Origin of the sequence: Arthrobacter sp. AQ5-05 (assembly GCF_003287975.1) — a bacterium.
Taxonomy (GTDB): Bacteria; Actinomycetota; Actinomycetes; order Actinomycetales; family Micrococcaceae; genus Paeniglutamicibacter.
In genome coordinates this window covers 21303-39238 of record NZ_QMKQ01000031.1, presented here as the reverse complement: position 1 = coordinate 39238, position 17936 = coordinate 21303, and the positions used below count along the sequence as shown (strand labels likewise).

Annotated in this window: 14 protein-coding genes; 9 read left to right on the top strand and 5 right to left on the bottom strand. The window is 67.2% G+C overall.

The features are described from left to right. Nucleotides 1-139 precede the first annotated feature (139 nt). The 4 genes from DQ353_RS18285 (at nt 140) to DQ353_RS18270 (ending at nt 5746) form a co-directional block, all read left to right on the top strand. The gene (locus DQ353_RS18285; RefSeq protein WP_113764620.1) at nt 140-808 is read left to right on the top strand and encodes an alpha/beta hydrolase family protein; all 669 of its coding nucleotides are present in this window, start codon (nt 140-142) and stop codon (nt 806-808) included. A gap of 116 nt (nt 809-924) precedes the next feature. Next, nucleotides 925-4389: a TM0106 family RecB-like putative nuclease gene (locus DQ353_RS18280; protein WP_113764619.1), complete on the top strand. Its 3465-nt coding sequence runs from the start codon at nt 925-927 to the stop codon at nt 4387-4389. A gap of 88 nt (nt 4390-4477) precedes the next feature. Further along, nucleotides 4478-4699: a hypothetical protein gene (locus tag DQ353_RS18275; protein ID WP_113764618.1), complete on the top strand. Its 222-nt coding sequence runs from the start codon at nt 4478-4480 to the stop codon at nt 4697-4699. Nucleotides 4700-4747: 48 nt separating this feature from the next. Then, complete coding sequence (locus tag DQ353_RS18270; RefSeq protein ID WP_113764617.1) at nt 4748-5746, top strand: aldo/keto reductase; 999 nt, start codon at nt 4748-4750, stop codon at nt 5744-5746. 9 nt (nt 5747-5755) lie between these two features. Here the strand turns inward: DQ353_RS18270 and DQ353_RS18265 are convergent, their stop codons facing one another. Further along, nucleotides 5756-7063 (bottom strand): polysaccharide deacetylase family protein, encoded by a 1308-nt coding sequence (locus DQ353_RS18265; RefSeq protein ID WP_113764616.1) that lies wholly within the window; start codon nt 7061-7063, stop codon nt 5756-5758. A gap of 160 nt (nt 7064-7223) precedes the next feature. Between DQ353_RS18265 and DQ353_RS18260 the strand changes: the two genes are divergently transcribed. The 5 genes from DQ353_RS18260 to DQ353_RS18240 are packed head-to-tail and all read left to right on the top strand — an operon-like array spanning nt 7224 to nt 13770. Then, entirely contained in the window at nt 7224-8681 is a 1458-nt protein-coding gene (locus DQ353_RS18260; RefSeq protein ID WP_113764615.1) for a DUF3375 domain-containing protein, read from the top strand. Next, nucleotides 8678-9337, top strand: a complete 660-nt coding sequence (locus DQ353_RS18255) for a DUF4194 domain-containing protein (RefSeq protein WP_113764614.1) — start codon at nt 8678-8680, stop codon at nt 9335-9337. The genes DQ353_RS18260 and DQ353_RS18255 overlap by 4 nt, the downstream gene beginning before the upstream one ends. Then, nucleotides 9334-12657 carry an ATP-binding protein gene (locus tag DQ353_RS18250; protein WP_113764613.1) on the top strand — a complete coding sequence of 1108 codons (3324 nt, stop codon included), beginning with the start codon at nt 9334-9336 and terminating at the stop codon, nt 12655-12657. The genes DQ353_RS18255 and DQ353_RS18250 overlap by 4 nt, the downstream gene beginning before the upstream one ends. A gap of 43 nt (nt 12658-12700) precedes the next feature. Beyond that, nucleotides 12701-13180 (top strand): RNA polymerase sigma factor, encoded by a 480-nt coding sequence (locus tag DQ353_RS18245; protein ID WP_181578489.1) that lies wholly within the window; start codon nt 12701-12703, stop codon nt 13178-13180. Next, nucleotides 13177-13770, top strand: a complete 594-nt coding sequence (locus DQ353_RS18240) for a methylated-DNA--[protein]-cysteine S-methyltransferase (protein ID WP_113764612.1) — start codon at nt 13177-13179, stop codon at nt 13768-13770. Before DQ353_RS18245 ends, DQ353_RS18240 begins: the two co-directional genes overlap by 4 nt. Here the strand turns inward: DQ353_RS18240 and DQ353_RS18235 are convergent. Genes DQ353_RS18235 through DQ353_RS18220 form a run of 4 tightly spaced genes read right to left on the bottom strand, consistent with a single transcriptional unit; the run spans nt 13767 to nt 17850 of the window. Further along, nucleotides 13767-15089 (bottom strand): PP2C family protein-serine/threonine phosphatase, encoded by a 1323-nt coding sequence (locus tag DQ353_RS18235; protein WP_113764611.1) that lies wholly within the window; start codon nt 15087-15089, stop codon nt 13767-13769. The genes DQ353_RS18240 and DQ353_RS18235 overlap by 4 nt on opposite strands. 13 nt (nt 15090-15102) lie before the next feature. Then, entirely contained in the window at nt 15103-15534 is a 432-nt protein-coding gene (locus DQ353_RS18230) for an ATP-binding protein (protein ID WP_113764610.1), read from the bottom strand. Continuing rightward, entirely contained in the window at nt 15527-15859 is a 333-nt protein-coding gene (locus DQ353_RS18225; RefSeq protein ID WP_113764609.1) for an STAS domain-containing protein, read from the bottom strand. The genes DQ353_RS18230 and DQ353_RS18225 overlap by 8 nt, the downstream gene beginning before the upstream one ends. Before the next feature lie 56 nt (nt 15860-15915). After that, entirely contained in the window at nt 15916-17850 is a 1935-nt protein-coding gene (locus DQ353_RS18220; protein ID WP_113764608.1) for a glycosyltransferase family 2 protein, read from the bottom strand. Nucleotides 17851-17936: the final 86 nt, after the last annotated feature.

Sequence of the window (17936 nt, the reverse complement as noted above, 5' to 3'; positions counted from 1 at the left end):
TAAACACCTTCGTGAGTACGCCCAGGGAGACGTGGTCTCCCAACCGTTCTGGACCTTCGGGCTTCACCCATCCGCTTCGTGCCATTCCAAAAGATTAACACACTTGAAGACTAAGTAAACGGTATTGAGGCTAGAGGGCATGAGCCAGGAACTGAACATCCCGTGGAGCGATTCAACCCTCAGCGCGTTGCTTGACGCGGCCGAGAACCCCCGTGCCTTCCTGGTCCTGGCCCACGGTTCCGGCGCCGGCAAGGACCACGACTTCCTCTCCGGCTACGCCCGGGCAGTGGCCCAAAAAGGCGTCTCGGTGCTGCGGTTCAACTTTCCGTACATGGACGCGGGCAAGAAATTCCCGGACCGCGCACCCGTTGCGGTCGAGGTGTGGAAACTGGTGCGCGAGTGGGTCTGCGCGAACCTGTCGGGGGAACTTCCGGTGTTCGCCGCCGGCAAGTCGTTTGGCGGCCGCATGGCATCCCTCGCCGTCGCCGAAGGCATGGATGCCCGGTCTTTGGTCTTCCTGGGCTACCCCTTGCATGCCCCGAAAAAGGAAGAGAAGCTGCGCGACGAACACCTCTACCCGTTGGCGGTGCCGATGCTTTTTCTCGAAGGCACCCGCGATCCGTTCGCGAACCGGGAAATCATGACCCGCGTTTTCTCCAACCTCAACCAGGACAGCGAACTTCTCTGGTTCGAGGGCGGCGACCACTCCTTCAAGGTTGCCCGCTCCGGACGCACCGTTTCCGAGGACGGTGCCGGGCTCGCGGAAGCCACGGCCGACTTCATCCGCAGGCAGCTGGCCACGGACTGAAGGCCGCGTCCCGCCACTCCGGCGGGCACGTCCGACTACCCCTGAACAAAACCAATCTGTAGGCACCGAGGTGCTAGTTTCGAAGCTACGCCACTTCGCCAAAGGAGCACCGTCCCGTGTTTTTCCTCGATCAGGATTTGATCTACTCCGCTTCCGACCTCGTGACGGCGGCCGGCTGCGAGTTCGCCTCCCTGAGCAAGCTCGACGAACGCCTGGGACGAAGCGCCAAGGCCGACTTCGGCCCCGACGAGATGCTCGAACGCACCGCGGTGCTCGGAGACGCCCACGAACACAAGGTGCTCGAGGAACTCCGGACGCAATTCGGCGACCACGACCCCGCCACCGGGCGCGGCGTAAAGATGCTCGCCGCCGGGGTCCGCGGTGACCGCGCCTCCCTGGTCGCGGCCCACGAGGAAACCCACCAGGCGCTGCTCAAGGGTGCCGACGTGGTTTTCCAGGCGACCTTCTTCGACGGCGAATTCGTGGGCTTTGCCGACTTCCTCATCCGCGAGTCCGACGGCTCCTACGCGGTGTGGGACACCAAGCTGGCCCGCCACGCCCGCGTCACCGCCCTGCTGCAGCTGGCAGCCTACGGCGACCAGCTGATCAGCGCCGGGATCCCCGTGGCCGGGCAGACCACCCTGGTGCTCGGGGACAAGACCCACTCGGTGCACCAGATGCACGAACTGCTGCCGGTGTTCAGGGACCGCCGCGCCCGCTTCAAGGACCTCACCGCCACCCACCGCGCCGGAAGCGACCCGGTCACCTGGGGCCAAGACGGCATCGGGGCCTGCGGCCGCTGCGACTATTGCGCCGCCCAGGTCTCGGCCCACCGCGACCTGCTGCTGGTGGCCGGCATGAGCTCCACTCGGCGCAAGAAACTCCTCGAGGCGGGCATCAGCACCATCGACGAGCTCGCCGCCGCCAACACCAAGGCCAGGGATCCGCACCACAAGCTCGCCGAACAGGCCCGCATGCAGGTCGGGCTCGGCGCTTCCGACGGAACCATCGGCGGAGTCGCCTACAAGATCAACGCCAGCCAAACCATTTCCCGGCTCCCGCAAGCCGATCCCGGGGACATCTTCTTCGACTTCGAGGGCGACCCGCTCTGGCAGGATCCCTACGACGAATCCTGGGGACTGGAATACCTCTTCGGCGTCATCGAGATCGACACCGGCGAGCCGGTCTTCAAACCCTTCTGGGCCCACTCGCGGGCCGGCGAGCGCAAGGCCTTCACCGACTTCGTCGCCTATGTCGAGGCCCGCCGCGCCATCTTCCCGAAGATGAAGATCTACCACTACGCGCCCTACGAGAAGAGCGCACTGCGGAACCTCTCGCTGCGCCACGTGGTTGCCGAAGACACCATCGATGCGTGGCTGCGCGAAGGGCTGCTGGTCGACCTCTACGACACGGTCCGCCATTCCCTGCTGATCTCCGAACGCTCCTACTCCATCAAGAAGCTCGAGCCGTTGTACATGGGCGAGCACCTGCGCGGCGGGGACGTAAAGGACGCCGGGGCCTCCGTGGTCGCCTACGCCAGGTACTGCGAGCAGCTCGAGGTGGATGAAGCAGCGGCCGCGCGGATCCTGGAATCCATCCGCGACTACAACGAATACGACTGCCTCTCCACGTTGCGGCTGCGCGACTGGCTGCGCGGCCTGGTCCCGCACGAACCGCACACGCAATGGGTCGACGAGGCGGCCCTGCCCGGTGTCGACGACGTGGAGCCCAGCGCGGAGGAAATCGCGCTGCGCGAATACCTCGAATCTCTGCCGGCGGACCGCGCCCTGAGCAACGACGAGCGGGCCATTGCCATGGTCGCCGCCGCCACCGGCTACCACCGGCGCGAGGCCAAGCAATTCTGGTGGGAGCACTTCGACCGGCTGGACCAACCCTTTGACGCGTGGGCCGACACCCGCAACGTGTTCCTGGTCGACGACGCCCAGGTCGTGGAGGACTGGCACAAGGCAACCGCCCGCGCGCAGGTGGAAACCCGCCTCACCGAACTGTCCGGCACCATGGCCGAGGGCTCGGACTTCAAGGTCGGCAGCTCCTGGTTTGCCATGTACTCCACTCCCCTGCCGCCGGAGCTGGAACCCAGCAACGCGCAGCGGGCCGGGCTGTTCAATGCCGTGGTGCGGGAGAACGAGGACCGCTTCGTGATTGCGGAGAAGTCCAGCAAGAAGGTTGCCCCCTTCGGCACGCTGCCGGTGGCGCTGACCCCGGACCAGCCGATCAACACCGCCTCGCTGCGTGAGGCCCTGGCGGAGCTCGCGCGCACCGTCGGAGGTGCCCTGCCCTCGCTGCCCAGGCACCCGGGCATCGACATCCTGCGCAAGTCCGCCCCGCGCTTCAAGACCCTTTCCGCCCCGCCGGTCCCGGCGCTGGTCAACGGGCAACGCAACGTCGTCGGTGCCATCGTCGAGGCCCTGAACGACCTGGACCATTCCTACCTCGCGGTGCAGGGACCTCCCGGGACCGGCAAGACCTTCGTGGCCTCCCATGTCATTGCCGCCCTGGTGAAGCAGGGCTGGAAGGTCGGGGTCGTGGCCCAGTCCCACGCGGTCATCGACAACGTCCTGGCCAAGGCCATCACCGGCGCCGGGGTGCACCCGGAGCAGGTCGCCAAGAAGCTGAAGGCCGGGGACAAGACCGAGGTCCCGTGGGCCGGCACCACCGACGACGCGGTGGAGGAACTGCTGAACTCGGACGAAGGCGCGCTGATCGGCGGCACCGCCTGGACCATGACCGGCAAACGGGTCCCGGAGGGCTCGCTGGATCTGCTGGTCATCGACGAGGCCGGACAGTATTCGCTGGCCAACACCCTGGCCGTCTCCCGCGCGGCAACCCGCCTGCTGCTGCTGGGTGACCCGCAGCAGCTGCCGCAGGTCACCCAGGGTTCGCACCCGCAGCCGGTGGACGAGTCCGCGCTGGGCTGGCTCAGCGCCGGGCACCCCACGCTGCCCGGGGAACTGGGCTACTTCCTGGCCGACTCGTGGCGCATGCACCCCGAGCTGTGCGCCAAGGTCTCGGCCCTGAGCTACTCCTCCAAGCTGCACTCTGCCCCCGCGGCAGCCAAGCGCTCGCTGTCCCACGTGCCCGCAGGGGTCTCCACGGTCTTCGTGGAGCACCGGGGCAACACCACCCAGGCGGTGGAGGAGGCGCACGAGGTCATCAACCAGGTGCGCGCCCACATGGGTCTTTCCTGGATCGGCGACGAAGACCAGGAGCCCCGGCCGCTGCTGGCCGAGGACGTGCTGGTGGTCGCCGCCTACAACGCCCAGGTCAACCTGCTGCGCACCGAACTCGACAACGCCGGGCTGGCGGAGGTGAAGGTCGGCACCGTGGACAAGTTCCAGGGCCAGGAGGCCCCGGTGGTGATCGTGTCCATGGCATGTTCCTCGGCCGACGATGCGGCCCGCGGCATCGACTTCCTGCTGAACCGCAACCGGATCAACGTGGCGGTCTCGCGCGGGCAATGGCGCGCCGTGATCGTGCGCTCCCCCGCGCTCACGCACTTCTTGCCCGGCACCCCCGCCGCCTTCGCCCAGCTCGGGGCGTTCCTGGCGCTGGGGTCCTAGACGCCGGCGGCCCGTCCGGGTCCGCGGTGCCCCACGGAATTCATGCCCCCTTCGCCTTTGCGCCATCTTCCCGGGGGAAGCTGGGGGCATGATGATTGCCGATTCCGCGCCGCACAGCCGCTTCTTCACCACGAATCCCCTCGCCGGCAGGGCCCTGGCCGCCGAGTTGCACCGCATTTCCCCGGCCCGGGACTTCGCGGATCTCCGGTTGCCGTGCACCGATCTCGTGCCGGTGCCCGGACACGACCGTGCCGGCGGCCGGGATCCGGTCGCGGCCGGCATCGGGAGCACGGTTTCCGTGACGCCCTGAGGCGGCGGGTTCCCCGTCGGCCCGTGCCCACGTGCTAGAAATGAAGTCATGACAACGCGCGTACTTGCCGGCAAACACGTCAACCCCCTGGGCTTCGGCGCCATGAACATCACCCATGGCTACTCCAATTTCCCCACAGACGACGAAGCCGGTCGGCTGCTGCACGAGGTGCTGGATGCCGGGGTCGACCACCTCGACACTGCAACCCTCTATGGCGGGCACCGCAGTGAAAACCTCATCGGGCAACACCTGAAGAAACGCCGCGACGACTTCTTCCTGGCGTCCAAGGGCGGGTTGTCCCTCGTCGAGGGCCGCGGGAAGATCGACGGGCGGCCCGACACCCTGCAGGCACACGTGGATGCGTCCCTGCAACGACTGCAGACCGAGCACATCGACCTCTACTACCTGCACCGGCTCGACCCGGCGGTCCCGGTCCAGGAATCGGTCGGCGCCCTGGCCGAGGCCGTCGTGCAGGGAAAGATCGGCGGCATCGGGCTCTCGGAGATCTCGGCAGCGACGCTGCGCGCCGCGCACCAGGTGCATCCGATCGCCGCGGTGCAAAACGAATACTCGTTGGCCACCCGGAATCCCGAGCTGGGGATCCTTCAGGCCTGCAAGGAGCTGGGCACCGCGTTTGTTGCCTTCTCCCCGTTGCACCGGGGGTACCTCTCGGGCAGCCTGCGCGAGACCGCCTCGCTGCCGGCCGGGGACATGCGCCACTGGATGCTGCGCTTTGAGGCGGAGAACTATGCGCACAACCTCGAGCTGGTGGACCGGCTGGTCCTGCTGGCCAACCGGCTCGGCACCACCGCCGCCGCGTTGTCCCTGGCCTGGGTGCTGGCGCAGGGCGAGCATGTCCATGCCATTCCCGGCACCAAGCGAGGCGACCACCTGGCCGAGAACCTCGGGGCGCTGTCGGTGTCACTGTCCCCGGCGGAGGTCGCCGGGGCAGGGGCGATCATCAACCAGTCCACGATCGCCGGGGACCGCTACAACGCCCATCAGCAAAAGACCATCGACAGCGAGGAATTCGAGCCGGCCCCCTAGAAATGTTGGCTACTTGGATTTGGGTCGTTTGGGGTCGACGACGTCCTTGACGTCGAAGAAACACTTCAGCACCGGCCGGTCCCCGCGCTGCTCCTTGGCGAATTGCAGGCCATCGATATTGATGCGGGCCTGGCGCAGGTAGGAATCCCCCGGCTGCATCCACGCCGGCGTGGTTCCGTCGACGCCGTAGAAGAAATCGAACCCGTCCTTCTTGAGCATGTTGTACTTTGTGCCCTTGTAGGCCGGGACCCCGGAGATGTCGGCACCGAAAGGATAGATAAACTGGTCGGTGTCCCCGAGGATGGGGCGCACCTCCTTGTCCCACAGCACCATGTCGTGCTTGATCCGCTTGATCGAGCTGGTCGTCATGTTGATGTGGCCCCAGGCGTGCGAGGCAAAGACCCACCCGTCCTTCTTCAGCGCGGTCGCCACCTCGGTGGCCGTGGCGATGTCCGCGTCCAGGGTCTTCGAATCCGGGTACTCGCTCTTCGAGGTGCGGTAACCCAGCACGCCGTTGTAGCCGGTCAAGGCGAGGATGCTCTTGGAACCCCGGTAGGAAAAGTCCGGGTGCTTTTCCACGAACTCGTCAACCACCGGGGGCATGTCGTAGGCGCCGATGTGCTTCTTGCCCGCCGCATCCACGTATTCGCTTGTGACCTTGCCGTCGCCATCGATCAGCAGCTTCGAGGCGAACCCGTCATCCTCCATGTATTCGTAGTAGCTGACGTCGTCCTCGGAGAGCACCAGCGGTTTCTTGCCCTTGGGCAGGTGGATGTCCTGGTACCTCATCTTCCCGTTGGCATCCAGGGACGCGATGTCCGCCGGATTCACCAAGACGTAACCGCGGGCGTGGAGCTCCGCGAGGATCTTCTTGAATTCGTCCAGGGTGACCATGTAGTCGAGGTAGCCCTGCTCCTTGGAATCCCCGTCGAAGGCCCGCTTGGTGTCAACCACCAGGGAGTGGACGAAAAGGTGGGAGATCTTCGAGCTGTCCTCCCACACCACCGTCTTGGCTGCGGCGGCCTTGATGTCCGCCAATGCCGTTTCGGCTTCGACCCCCTCCAAGCCGGCCAGAACCTTCTTCGCCGCCGCATAGTCGTAGCCGGCGGCCAGGGTCTTGGCCTTCTCGATCCGTTCGGCCTCGGATGGGCCCTCGGCTTGTTCGCTGGGGGAAACCATCGATTGCGGGGCCGAGCCTACGGAAGTGGGGTCGTATTGGCTCGGGGGCATGTACGGCGGGGTGGTGCACCCCGCCAGGACCAGCACCGAGGCGGTCATTGGGGCCGCGGCTGCGGCCAGGCGTATCCGAGGTTTCATGACGTGCCCCTCACTTTTCGTCCCGGCGCAGGGATGGACGGTCCCTCGCGCCCGAGGTCACCGGTGTGGTTCAAACGACCCTACCCAGATCGGGGGCAACCTTAAACGGGCGCGCCGATGGACTAGGATTGTTTGGTCAATCCCCAGCAAAAGGACCGTGATGCGACCTACCCACCAGGCGAGCCCGCTGTGGAGTCAGACGCAACAATTCAGGTCGTCCGCCGCCTGGAAATTGCTCTCCACCGCACCCTGGGCCGTGGCCTTCCTGCGCGCCGAATTCACCAGCGCCAAGCCCCGCGTCGGGCTGGAGGTCTTCCATGCGTCCCTGGAATCCTTCCTCAAGGTCGTGCGCTCCGAGGACCCGGCCTTCAACGACTCGATGACCGCCGCCCAATATGCCGATGCCTGGGTGCGAAACCAGTTCCTGGCCCGCCCATTGGTCGACGGGCACTTCGTCTACGAACCCACCGCCCAGACCGCACGCGTGCTGAAGTTCCTCTCTGACTTCTCCGGGGACCGCACCAACCTGAACTCCTCGCGGCTCAACACGCTGCTGACCTCCCTCGAATCCCTGGCCCACGAGACCGACCCCGACCCGGCCGCACGCATCCGCGCGCTGGAGGCGGAAATCGCCCAGCGCCAGGAGAAGATCGCCTCGCTGCGCGACGGCACCTCCCCGGCGGTGCTGCCCCGCGAGGGTGCGCTGGCCGCGACCCGCTCGGTGCTCGACATGGCCTCCGGGCTGCCGGCAGACTTCAAGCGCATGCGCGACGGCGTCCAGGAAATGCTCCACGCGCTGCGCGGGGAAATCATGGAATCCTCCTCCGTCAAGGGCGTCGCGGTCGGCGCCGTCCTCGAGGGCGACAAGCAGCTGCGCAGCACCCCGCAGGGCGAGACCTTCCGCGGCTTTACCGAGTTCCTGAACTCCCCCGAGGCCCAGGCACGCTTCCGCGAGGCCGTCAACGAGGTCATGGAACGCGACTTCGTCGACGCCCTGGACGCCCAGGAACGCCACACCCTGGCCAACATGCTCCGCGAGCTGCGCCGCCAGGCCTCCGAGGTCCACCAGTCCTACGGCCGGCTTTCCGAATCCCTGCACGCCTACGTGCAATCGGCCGAGTTCAAGGAGGCGGCGATCCTGCGCGAGGCCGTGCGGGCCGCGGAAATCGCCGTCGCTTCCTCGCGCGTCCTGCACTCGCGCACGCCGGTGGCCCCGATCCGGCTCTACGCCCCGCGCTTCACCTCCATTGCGGCGCTGGGCATCTACGACCCGGACGAGCACGTCGCCCCGCCCAAGCTGGCCGCCCCGCCGCCGCTGTCCATCGCCGACATCCGCCGCACCCCCTCCACCCCGAGCCCCGACGTCCCGGCGTTGAACCACGCGATCCTCACCTCGCGGGCGAAGGCCGGCGGCTCGGTGGGATTGCGCGAAACCTACAACGGGCTGTCGGACGAACACCGGCACCTGAACACCATCAGGTACCTCATCGAGGCTGCCCGCAACGGCGGGGAAAGCATCGACGAGGCCACCCTCGAGGAAATCACTTTCACCCAGGTCGACGGCGCCACACGCACCGCAATGGTGCCGGCCATGAGCTTTACGAAGGATCCCGCATGAGCAGCCCACTTCCCTCCGGTGCCGTCGATGAACGCCGCCTCTTTGCGGGCGACACCGGTTCCTTCGAACTGCCGCTGCGCCAGCTTTTGGTGCGCCTGCTGCGCGGCCCCTACCTGGACGGGGTCGCCGAGCCGCGACTCTGGCAGCTGGTGTTGGACCGGCGGGCCGAGATCTCGGCCTATGTCGCCGAGATCTTCCTGGTCCTCGAGGTCGACGCCAACCGCAAGATCGCGCTGCTGGCCCCCGTGGACCTGGAGGCCGCACACACCACCGCAATCGCCCCGCGCCGCGCGCTGAAGCGCGAGGAAACACTGCTCGCGCTGCGGCTGCGCCTGCTGCTCGAGCGCCACGCGGGCTCGGGCACCGACGCGGTCATCACCCGGGAGGCGGCACGCGAGATCCTGCTGGAGCACCGCGCCCCCGGGGACACCGATGACAAGAAACTGGAAGAGAACACCGACGCGGCCCTCACCCGGCTGCTGAACCTCAAGCTCGTCCTGCCCACCGAGCTGGCCGACGAGTACAAGGTCTCCGGCGCCCTGGCCCTTGCCCTGCCCTTTGCGGCGATCGAGGAAATCCCCGAGTACATCAAGGCCATTGAACGCGTGGGCACCGATGACACCGAAGAATTCGAGTTGGAGACAGAAGAGCTATGAGCATTGAAATGACCCTCCCGCTCTCCGACGCGCTGAACCCCGGGCAGCACCGGCTCACCCAGATCCAGGTCATCAACTGGGGCACCTTCCACGGCCGGCACACCCTGTATGTGGATCGCGCCGGAACCCTGCTCACCGGGCACCCGGGCGTTGGCAAGTCGACGCTCTTTGACGGCATCGGACACATCTTCCATGCCGCACCGCGGCTGAACGAATCCGCGCACGAGGCCTCCACCCGCAAGGACCGCCGCACCACCTACTCCTACATGCGCGGACGCCGCTTCAAGACCGAGGCCGGCACGCTCTACCAGCGCCCCGGCGCCACCTGGAGCGCCCTGGCCCTGGTCTACGAGGACGGCCTGGGATCCTCGGTGTGCATCGGCGCGATCTTCGACCTGCCGGCCAACGGCCTGGAGGGCCAGGTCGGCAAGCACTACGTGATGGGCGACCGGGCGCTGGACACCGCTGCCCTGGAAGACCACGGGGCCCGGCGCTTCACCCCGTCCTCGCTGCAGAAATCCCTGCCCGGCTTCGAGGCCTTCGACGTGCACCGCGCCTTTGCCGAGAAGTTCCGCCGCCGCCTGGGCATCGACAACGACAAGGCGTTCTCGTTGCTGCGCACCCTGCAGAACGGCAAGGGCCTGGACAAGGGCGTGAACCAGTTCTTCCGCTACGAGGTGCTGGAAGTACCCGCCACCATGAAGGCAGCCGCCGGGGCCATCGAGGACTTCTCCCACCTTCGCGGCATCCACCGCCAGCTCGAGGAGGCCCGCGCCCAGCGCGACGCCCTGGCCTCGGTGCCGGAGCAGAAGCTGCGCCATGACGAACTGACCGCCGAGCTGTCCACCCTCGGTGCCCTGGTCTCCACGCAGCTTCCGGCCTTTGGCGCGCAATTGGCGACCCGGGCCCTGCAGGGCGAGAATTCCATGCTCAGCGCCGCGGTCGAGGCCAACACCGCGTTGATCGAGGAAAGCGGTGCCCGCAAGGCAACCCTGGAAACCAAGGTTGCCTCGCTGAACGAACAGCACGAGGCCGGAGGCGGCGCCGGGCTGGCGCTGCTGGAACGCGAAGCCCAGGCCGCCCGCAGGCACCTGGCCGAGCGCGAAGAAGTGCTGCGCACGCTGCGCGAGAACTTCGAGGCCGTGGGCCTGAACTTCACCTTCACCGCCTCCGGGCTGCAGGCCATGCGCCGGCAGGCCGCGGTCAGCGCCGAGAACCTGGCCTCCATTGCCAAGGACGCACGCACCATGGAGTACGAGGCCATGGCGACGGTCATGAACCTCAAGGACCGGGCCAAGAAGCTGCGGCTGCAGATCGATTCCTATGCCAAGCGCGGCTCGAACATCGATGACCGGTCGATCGCCGCGCGCCGCGCCATCGCCGCTTCCACCAACCTGGACATCGATTTCCTGCCCTTCGCCGGGGAACTGATCGATCTCTCCCCCTCGCACGGGCAGTGGCGGCCGTCCGCCGAAAAGGCGCTGAGGTCCCTGGCGACCACGCTGTTGGTGCGCGGGGAGGACATCAAGTCGGTCACCCGGGCCATCGACTCGCTCTCGGGTCTGGGCCGGATCCGCTGGATGGACATCTCCAAGACCCCGCGCGAGGTCGTCTCCGGCCCCGGGGACCTGGTGGGGAAGCTCGACTTCAAGCATTCGGCCGCCGGCACCTGGCTGCGCGCCAAGATCGCCGCCGACTACCCGCTGGCCTGCGTCGAGACCGATGCCGGCCTGCACATCCACGACAAGGCCATCTCGCTGGCCGGGACCATCAAGACCGGGTCCGGGACCTTCGAGCGCGACACCCGCCCGGTGGCCGCCTCGGACTACCTGCTCGGCTTCACCAACGCGGAGAAGATCTCCGAACTCGAGACCAAGCTGGCGGCCCTGGAGGCCGAGACCACCCGCGCCGCCTCGGTGGCCGACGACCGCTCCGCGGCCAAGGACCAGCTGGCCGCCAAGCTGGCGTTGCTGGGCTCCCTGGCCAGCGACGACAGGTCCTTCGCATCCCTGGATGCCTCCGGCGCCCTGGTCATCCTGCAGGACCTCGAGGCACGCATGGCCGAGGCGCTGTCCCAGTCCGGGGACCTTTCGCATGTGCGCCGGGCCCTGGAGGCGGCGCGTGCAGAACTCGAGGAATGCGTCGGCACCCTGGCCGTGGCCCGCGCCGAGGCAACCACGCTGTCGGCAGCGCTGGAGCGGGCCCAAGGTGCGCTGCGCGCCGCGTCGGTGCGCGATGCCACCACCGAGGACTGGGCCGTCGAGAAGCTGGCCGCCAGCGAGCAGCTGGCCCCGCTCATCAAGCGCCTGGATGAGGGGGCCCCGGTGTCCACCACCGAGCTGGAGGCCGCGCTGAACGCGCTGGCCCTGGCCCTGTCCGAGTCCGGTGCAGACCTCAAGCGCGAGGCCTACACGCTGGAAGCGGCGTTGAAGGACACCTTCAGGTCCTTTGCCCGCGAGTTCGGCAATTCCGCCGCGGTCTCCTTCGGAACCTCGGTGGAGGCGGCAGAGCACTACGTCGCCCTGCACCAGGGCATCATCGAGCAGGGATTGCCGCAGCACGAGGAGGAGTTCCGCGAGTACTTCTCCAACCGCTCCTACGAGCGTTTCTCGGACCTGTTGCAGTTGCTGGAGGAGGAACGCCGGTCGATTGCCGAGCGGATCTCGCCGCTGAACCAGATCCTGGCCGATGTCACCTTCGAGCACGGCTCCAGGCTGGCCCTCGAGGTCGCCACGACGATCCCCGACGAGGCGCGGGCCTTCCGCCAGGCGCTGAAGGAGGCCCTGGCAGGGGCGTATTCCTCGCGCGGGGCCGGGACCCTGAGCGAGAGCTACAAGGCGCTCGAGGCCCTGGTCGATGCGCTGGATGATTCCTCGCGCGCCGCCTGGCGCGACACCGTGCTGGATGTGCGCCAGCACGTGACCATCAGCTGCAACGAGCACAAGCCCAACGGCGAGGTCGAAACCGGCCTGGAGCCGGGCACGCTCTCCGGCGGCGAGGGCCAGCGTTTCACTTCCTTCATCATGGGCGCGGCTCTGGCCTACCAGCTGGGTTTCGCCACCGCCGGGTTCACCGCCTACGGCACCGTGATGATCGACGAGGCCTTCATCCAGGCGAACTCCGAGTACGCCGCGGCGGGCATCAACGCGCTGCAGGAATTCGGGTTCCAGCTGCTGCTGGCCGCACCGGAGGACAAGATCGACTTGTCCCGGCACCTGGGTTCGGTGTGCGACATCATCAAGCACCCCGAATCCAATGTCTCCGGGTTCGTGGCCTCGGGCCGCTCCCCGGCCGTGGCCACGAGCATCATTTTGCGATAGCACCTCACACAATGGTGCCCCGGCGCGTTTACAGGGTGTGGAGATGACAGCGAACCCCGCCTTCGAGTTGGTGGTGCGCAGGCACGGCACCGCGGTGCTGCGCATGTGCACCGCGCTGCTGGGCCCGGGACCCGATGCGCAGGACGCCTGGAGCGAAACGTTCCTGGCGGCCCTGCGCGCCTACCCGTCCCTGGCCGCCGGCGCCAACATCGAGGCGTGGCTCATCACCATCGCCCGGCACAAGGCCATCGACATCCTGCGCGCCAACCACCCAATCCCCATGGACGAGGTCCCCGAAACCGTGGTGCTGCCCGAGGTCACGGGACAGCTGGAGCTGCTGGAGTCGCTGGCCTCGCTGAGTGAGCTGCAACGCAAGGTCATCGGCTACCACTACCTGCTCGGGTTCCCCTATGCGGACATCCCGGCATACCTGGGCGGCAATCCCGCCTCGCTGCGCCGGGCCGCCGCGGACGGCATCAAGGCCCTGCGCAGCCAACACCACGAAGCGGAGGAAGAATCATGAGCGAACTTGCCATGCACGAAATGGATGTCCTGCGGCAGCGGCTGGCCGAGCGGGCCGCGGCCGAGGGGCTGATCGATGTTTCCTACCGGCTGGTGGATTCCCCGGTGGGCCAACTGATGCTTGCCGCCACCGAGCGCGGGATCGTGCGCGTCGCCTTCGCCGCCGAGGACTTCGACGCGGTGCTCGGAACCCTGGCGCAGAAGGTCGGGGTGCGGGTGCTGCACCGTGCCGCACCGCTGGATGCGGCGGCAGCCCAGCTCGATGAATACTTCGCGCATTCCCGCCAGGGATTCGAGCTGTCCCTCGACCACCGGCTTTCGCGCGGGTACCGCCTGGAGGTCCAGCTGGCCCTGCCGAGCATCGGCTACGGGCACACCGCCAGCTACAAGCAGATGGCGGCGCTGACAGGTCGCCCGGCGGCGGTGCGGGCCGTGGGCACCGCGTGCGCCACCAACCCGCTGCCGATCCTGGTTCCCTGCCACCGGGTGCTGCGCAGCGACGGCTCCCTGGGCGGTTACCTCGGCGGGCTGGAGGCCAAGCAGGTCCTGCTCGACCTCGAGCATGACCGCTTGGCTGACCCGTTTTCCTAGCTCTCCGACACCGACGACAGGACGCGACCGTCTCCAAGGCCCGGGTTCCGGGCAACCGCGGTGTTCAGCTCGGATCGGCGCACGGCCAAGACCGTGACATCGTCGGGATTGCTGTTTCCGGAGGCCATCGTGTGGACTGCGTCCACGATGCCCTGGGCGCAGTCGGCGTGCAGGGCCAGCTCCGCAACCTCGGCGATGGCGGCCAGGGTTCCGTCGTAGAGGTCCAACACCCCGTCGCTGAAGCTGACGATCATGTCGCCCGGGGCGAGCCAGATTTCCCGGGACGTCCAGGTTGCCTCGGGCATCAGTCCCACCGGAAGTTCGTGCGAGGCCAATCGCTCCCATGTCCCGTTACCGCGGATCAACAGGCTCAGCCCGTGGCCCGCGTCGGAAAACAGGACCCTGCCGTCGCTCGCGCGGAGCCTGGCATGGAAGAGCGTGGCGAACGCCGCCGCCTGGCTCAGCTCGGTGGCCAGGCAGTCCGATGTCAAGGCCAGTGCCTTCACCGGGTCGTCGCTGTTTCGGGCGCTGCGGATGACGGCGCGCGTGGTGGCCGCGATCATTCCCGCCCCGGCGCCCTTGCCCATGACATCGCCCAGGGTGAAGCCCAGGCCTCCGTCGATGGCATACCAGTCGAAGAAGTCCCCTCCGACGGCCTTGGAGGGGATGCAGGCCCCGGCGGTTTCGTAGCCGGGCAGGATCGCGGCTTTCTTGGGCAGCAGGAATTTCTGGATCTGTGCGGCCCGGCTTAGCTCCTCCGCGGCCGCAGCGGCTTCCTCCCGGGCGGTGCCCAAGTGCAGGCGGGCCCGTGCGGCCAGCTCGTTGACCACGGCAGCACTGATTGCGAAGACCGTGGCGTTGAAGATGCCGCGTGCCAGCTCATTGGGATTGTTTTCCCTTTGGGCGCCGAGGATGAACGGCACCGAGACCGACAGGATGGATCCGAGGACGGCGTATATCACGTAGCGGCGTCCGGCCCTGGCGGCGAACCAGAGCAGTGGCAGCAGCAGGATGGCGGCAAAAATGGAGTGCGACTCCCCGGTGCCGTGGCGCAGCAGGCCGGCGGCAACGAAGTCCAGCACGGGCACGATGATGGCGAAGCGCAACAGACCCGGGCGGCCGAAGATGACCGCCAGCACCAGAGCCACGGCAACCGCCGCCAGCCCGGCGATGAGGGATGCGGCGTTGCTGATGGGCACGGTCGGGAGCACCAATGCCATGAGCGCGGCGGCAACGAACATTGCGGCAAAGGGAATTTGCTTGCGCAACGGCGAAAGCTCGTCGAGCCCCACCAGGACGCGTGAAGGGCCTAATGCCATGGATCTAACTTCCTCATGGGTGCGGCGACGAGTCCCGGGACAGGACCCAGGTGTTGGTGCCGTCCTGCCGGACGAAGGTGACTGTGCTGACCAGGGCCCGGATCAGCGCCAGGCCGCGCCCCGACTCGGCTTCCGGACCGGGCATCCCCTTGGCCTCGGTATCCAGCTGGGGATCGGTGGCGCCGAAGGCGCTGATCTCCGCCCGCAGGCTGTGGGTCCTGACGCTGATCTCCACTCCCAGGTCCACCGGCGTCGGGAATTCCGGCAGGGCATGTTGGACGATGTTCGAGGCGGCCTCGATCACCGCGGTGGCGAAGGTCATGCGGTCCACGTCCGGAACAAAGGGTGCATCTGCCCACAGCTTGTCGAGCAGGATGTGGACGGCCTCGATGGACTCCGGGATGGCCCGGTCGCGGAAGCTCCGGCTGGCAATCGGCTCATTCATTGCCGAAGGCCTCCTCGGCCGAGGAGTACGAGGTCAGCACCCGGTCCATGCTGGTCAGTTCCAGGACCATCTTCACCTGTGGCTGAACGGCCGCGATGCGCAGGTCCCCGCCGGCCTGCCGGGCTGCCTTGAGGCATCCGATCAGCGCGCCGAGCCCGGAGGAATCCATGAAGGTGGTCTGCGCCAGGTTCACGACGATGCGGTTCGAGCCGGAGGCCACCACCTCGCCCACGTACGCCCTGAGGTTGGGTGCCGAGACCATGTTCAACCTTCCGGAAGCCAGAACTTCCGTGTAAGACCCACTGGCCTTGTGGCTAAACTCCATCGAGGTTCCTTTCTGTGGTCAGCCGGGGAATCCGGCGACGCGTTGGGTGGATCGGGCTAATTTTCGCCGGGCGCATGGCCCCGGTACCGTACGGCCTTGTACAGGACGCTGAGCACCAGCAGGTCAAAGACGACCCAGGCGACGTTGACAAGCGTACCGACCGGTTCGGCCAAACCCGTGGCTAGGCGCACGCTGCCGACAACTGCGGCAACCACCAGAAGAACGGCAACCGTGATCTGCGGCCGGATCAGGCTCCAGCGCGGCCCGCCCTCCTGGCGGTCCTTCGGGGTGACGGCGAAACCGAGGGGACGACCGAACCAGACATTCCGTGCCGCCGTGGTGCAGGCCTTGATCCAGGTCGGGAACAACGCCAAGCTGTATTGCTGGCCCCGCCATGTGGGAATCCCGTGCCCGGCAACGGCAAAGAGCACTTGGTTCACGACCATGAACGGAATGAAGCGGATGAAGAAATCGGTGCTGAGGCTGGCCACCGGAAGGATGCCCAGCAGCAGGTAGATGACGGGTGCGGCGAAATAGACGATGGCCGCGAATCCACTCAGGTAGCTCCACATCGTGGAGAAGTACATCAGCCGCTGGCCCCACTTCAGGCCGCGCTGGGTCAGCGGGTTTTCCCGCAGCAGCACCTGCATGGTCCCCTGGGCCCAGCGCAGGCGCTGGGTCATCATGGTGCCGATGTCTTCGGGTGCCAATCCGTAGGCGAGGATCTCATGGTGGTAGACGCTCTGCCAGCCGCGGGCGTGCATGCGCATGGCGGTGGCCATGTCCTCGGTCACGGAGATCGTGGCCAGCGGCATGAGCGGCTGCGCCTCGCCGGCACGCTCCACCGACAGGGCGTCCAGGACCGCCTGGACCGATTCCATGGCGCCCAGCGGGGACCACTCCCGTGCCGAGAGCCGTTGAACTGCTTCGTCGGTGATCACCTTGACCCCGGTGTCGCCCACCGCTGCCAGGTCCATGGCGGCGATTTCCTCCAGGTCCGCCTGCAGCGCCCGCACATCGGCCTGGACCAGGGCGCGGACCGCGGCGTCCACCTTTCGTTGGACCTCGTAGGTGAGTTCGCTCAGCGACTGCCCGGCCGCCAACTGGCTGTCGGCTTGGCCGATGGCAGCCTCAACCTCGTCCAGCATGTCCCCGACCAGGGGCGAGTCGGCGTCGGCGGCCTTCCGGGCCTGCCGGATTGCCTTCTTGGAAGCGGCCAGGGCCCGGCGAATGCTCTTTTCGGTCTCCTGCACGTAGCCGAGCAGGCCGAGTTCCATGAGTGCCTCGCGGCGCAGCACGGCATTGGAGCCGCAGAAGTAGGCCGCATTCCAGCCGTCCTTGCCCTGTTGGATGGGTCCGTAGAAGAGCGGGGCCTGGCTGCCCAGCGGGTCGTCGTCGGGGACATTGGTGAAGTATTGCGGGGTCTGGACCAGCGCGACCTTTCGGTTGTTGAAATAGCCCAGGGTCTTTTCCAGGATGTCGGGTTCCGGGACCTGGTCGGCATCCAGGATCAACAGGAACTCGCCCTCGGTGACCATCAACGCGTTGTTCAGGTTTCCCGCTTTGGCGTGCCGCGGCTTGTTGGCCCAGTCCTCGCCCCGGGTGACATACCCGAGCCCGTGATCGGCCGCCAGCCGCCGCAGTTCCGGCCGGTCCCCGTCGTCAAGGATCCAGGTGCTGTGCGGATGCCGGATGCGCGCTGCGGCCAGCGCGGTGTTCATGACCATCTCCAGCGGCTCGTTGTAGGTGGTGACGAAGACATCCACTGTCGCGTCCGGCCGTGCCGGCGGCGCCCCGGTCCGTTCCTTCAAGCGCCATACCGTCATCCCGAACAGGAGCACGTCTATCAGGCTGTAGGTTTCGGCAGCAACCAGCGGGACCGCGATCCACCAGGCGTCCCAGTTCAGCGAGGCTGCCCAGCGCCAACCGATGTAGTTCACGCCCAGTATCAACGTGAGTACCACCATCAGGCGTGTCCAGAACCGTGCCATGCCCAGCCTTCCAGCTGCTCCATTTGATCATCTGTGAGGACGTACCGCACAGCACCCGTCAGCGGTGCTTGGGCACGGCCCGGGCG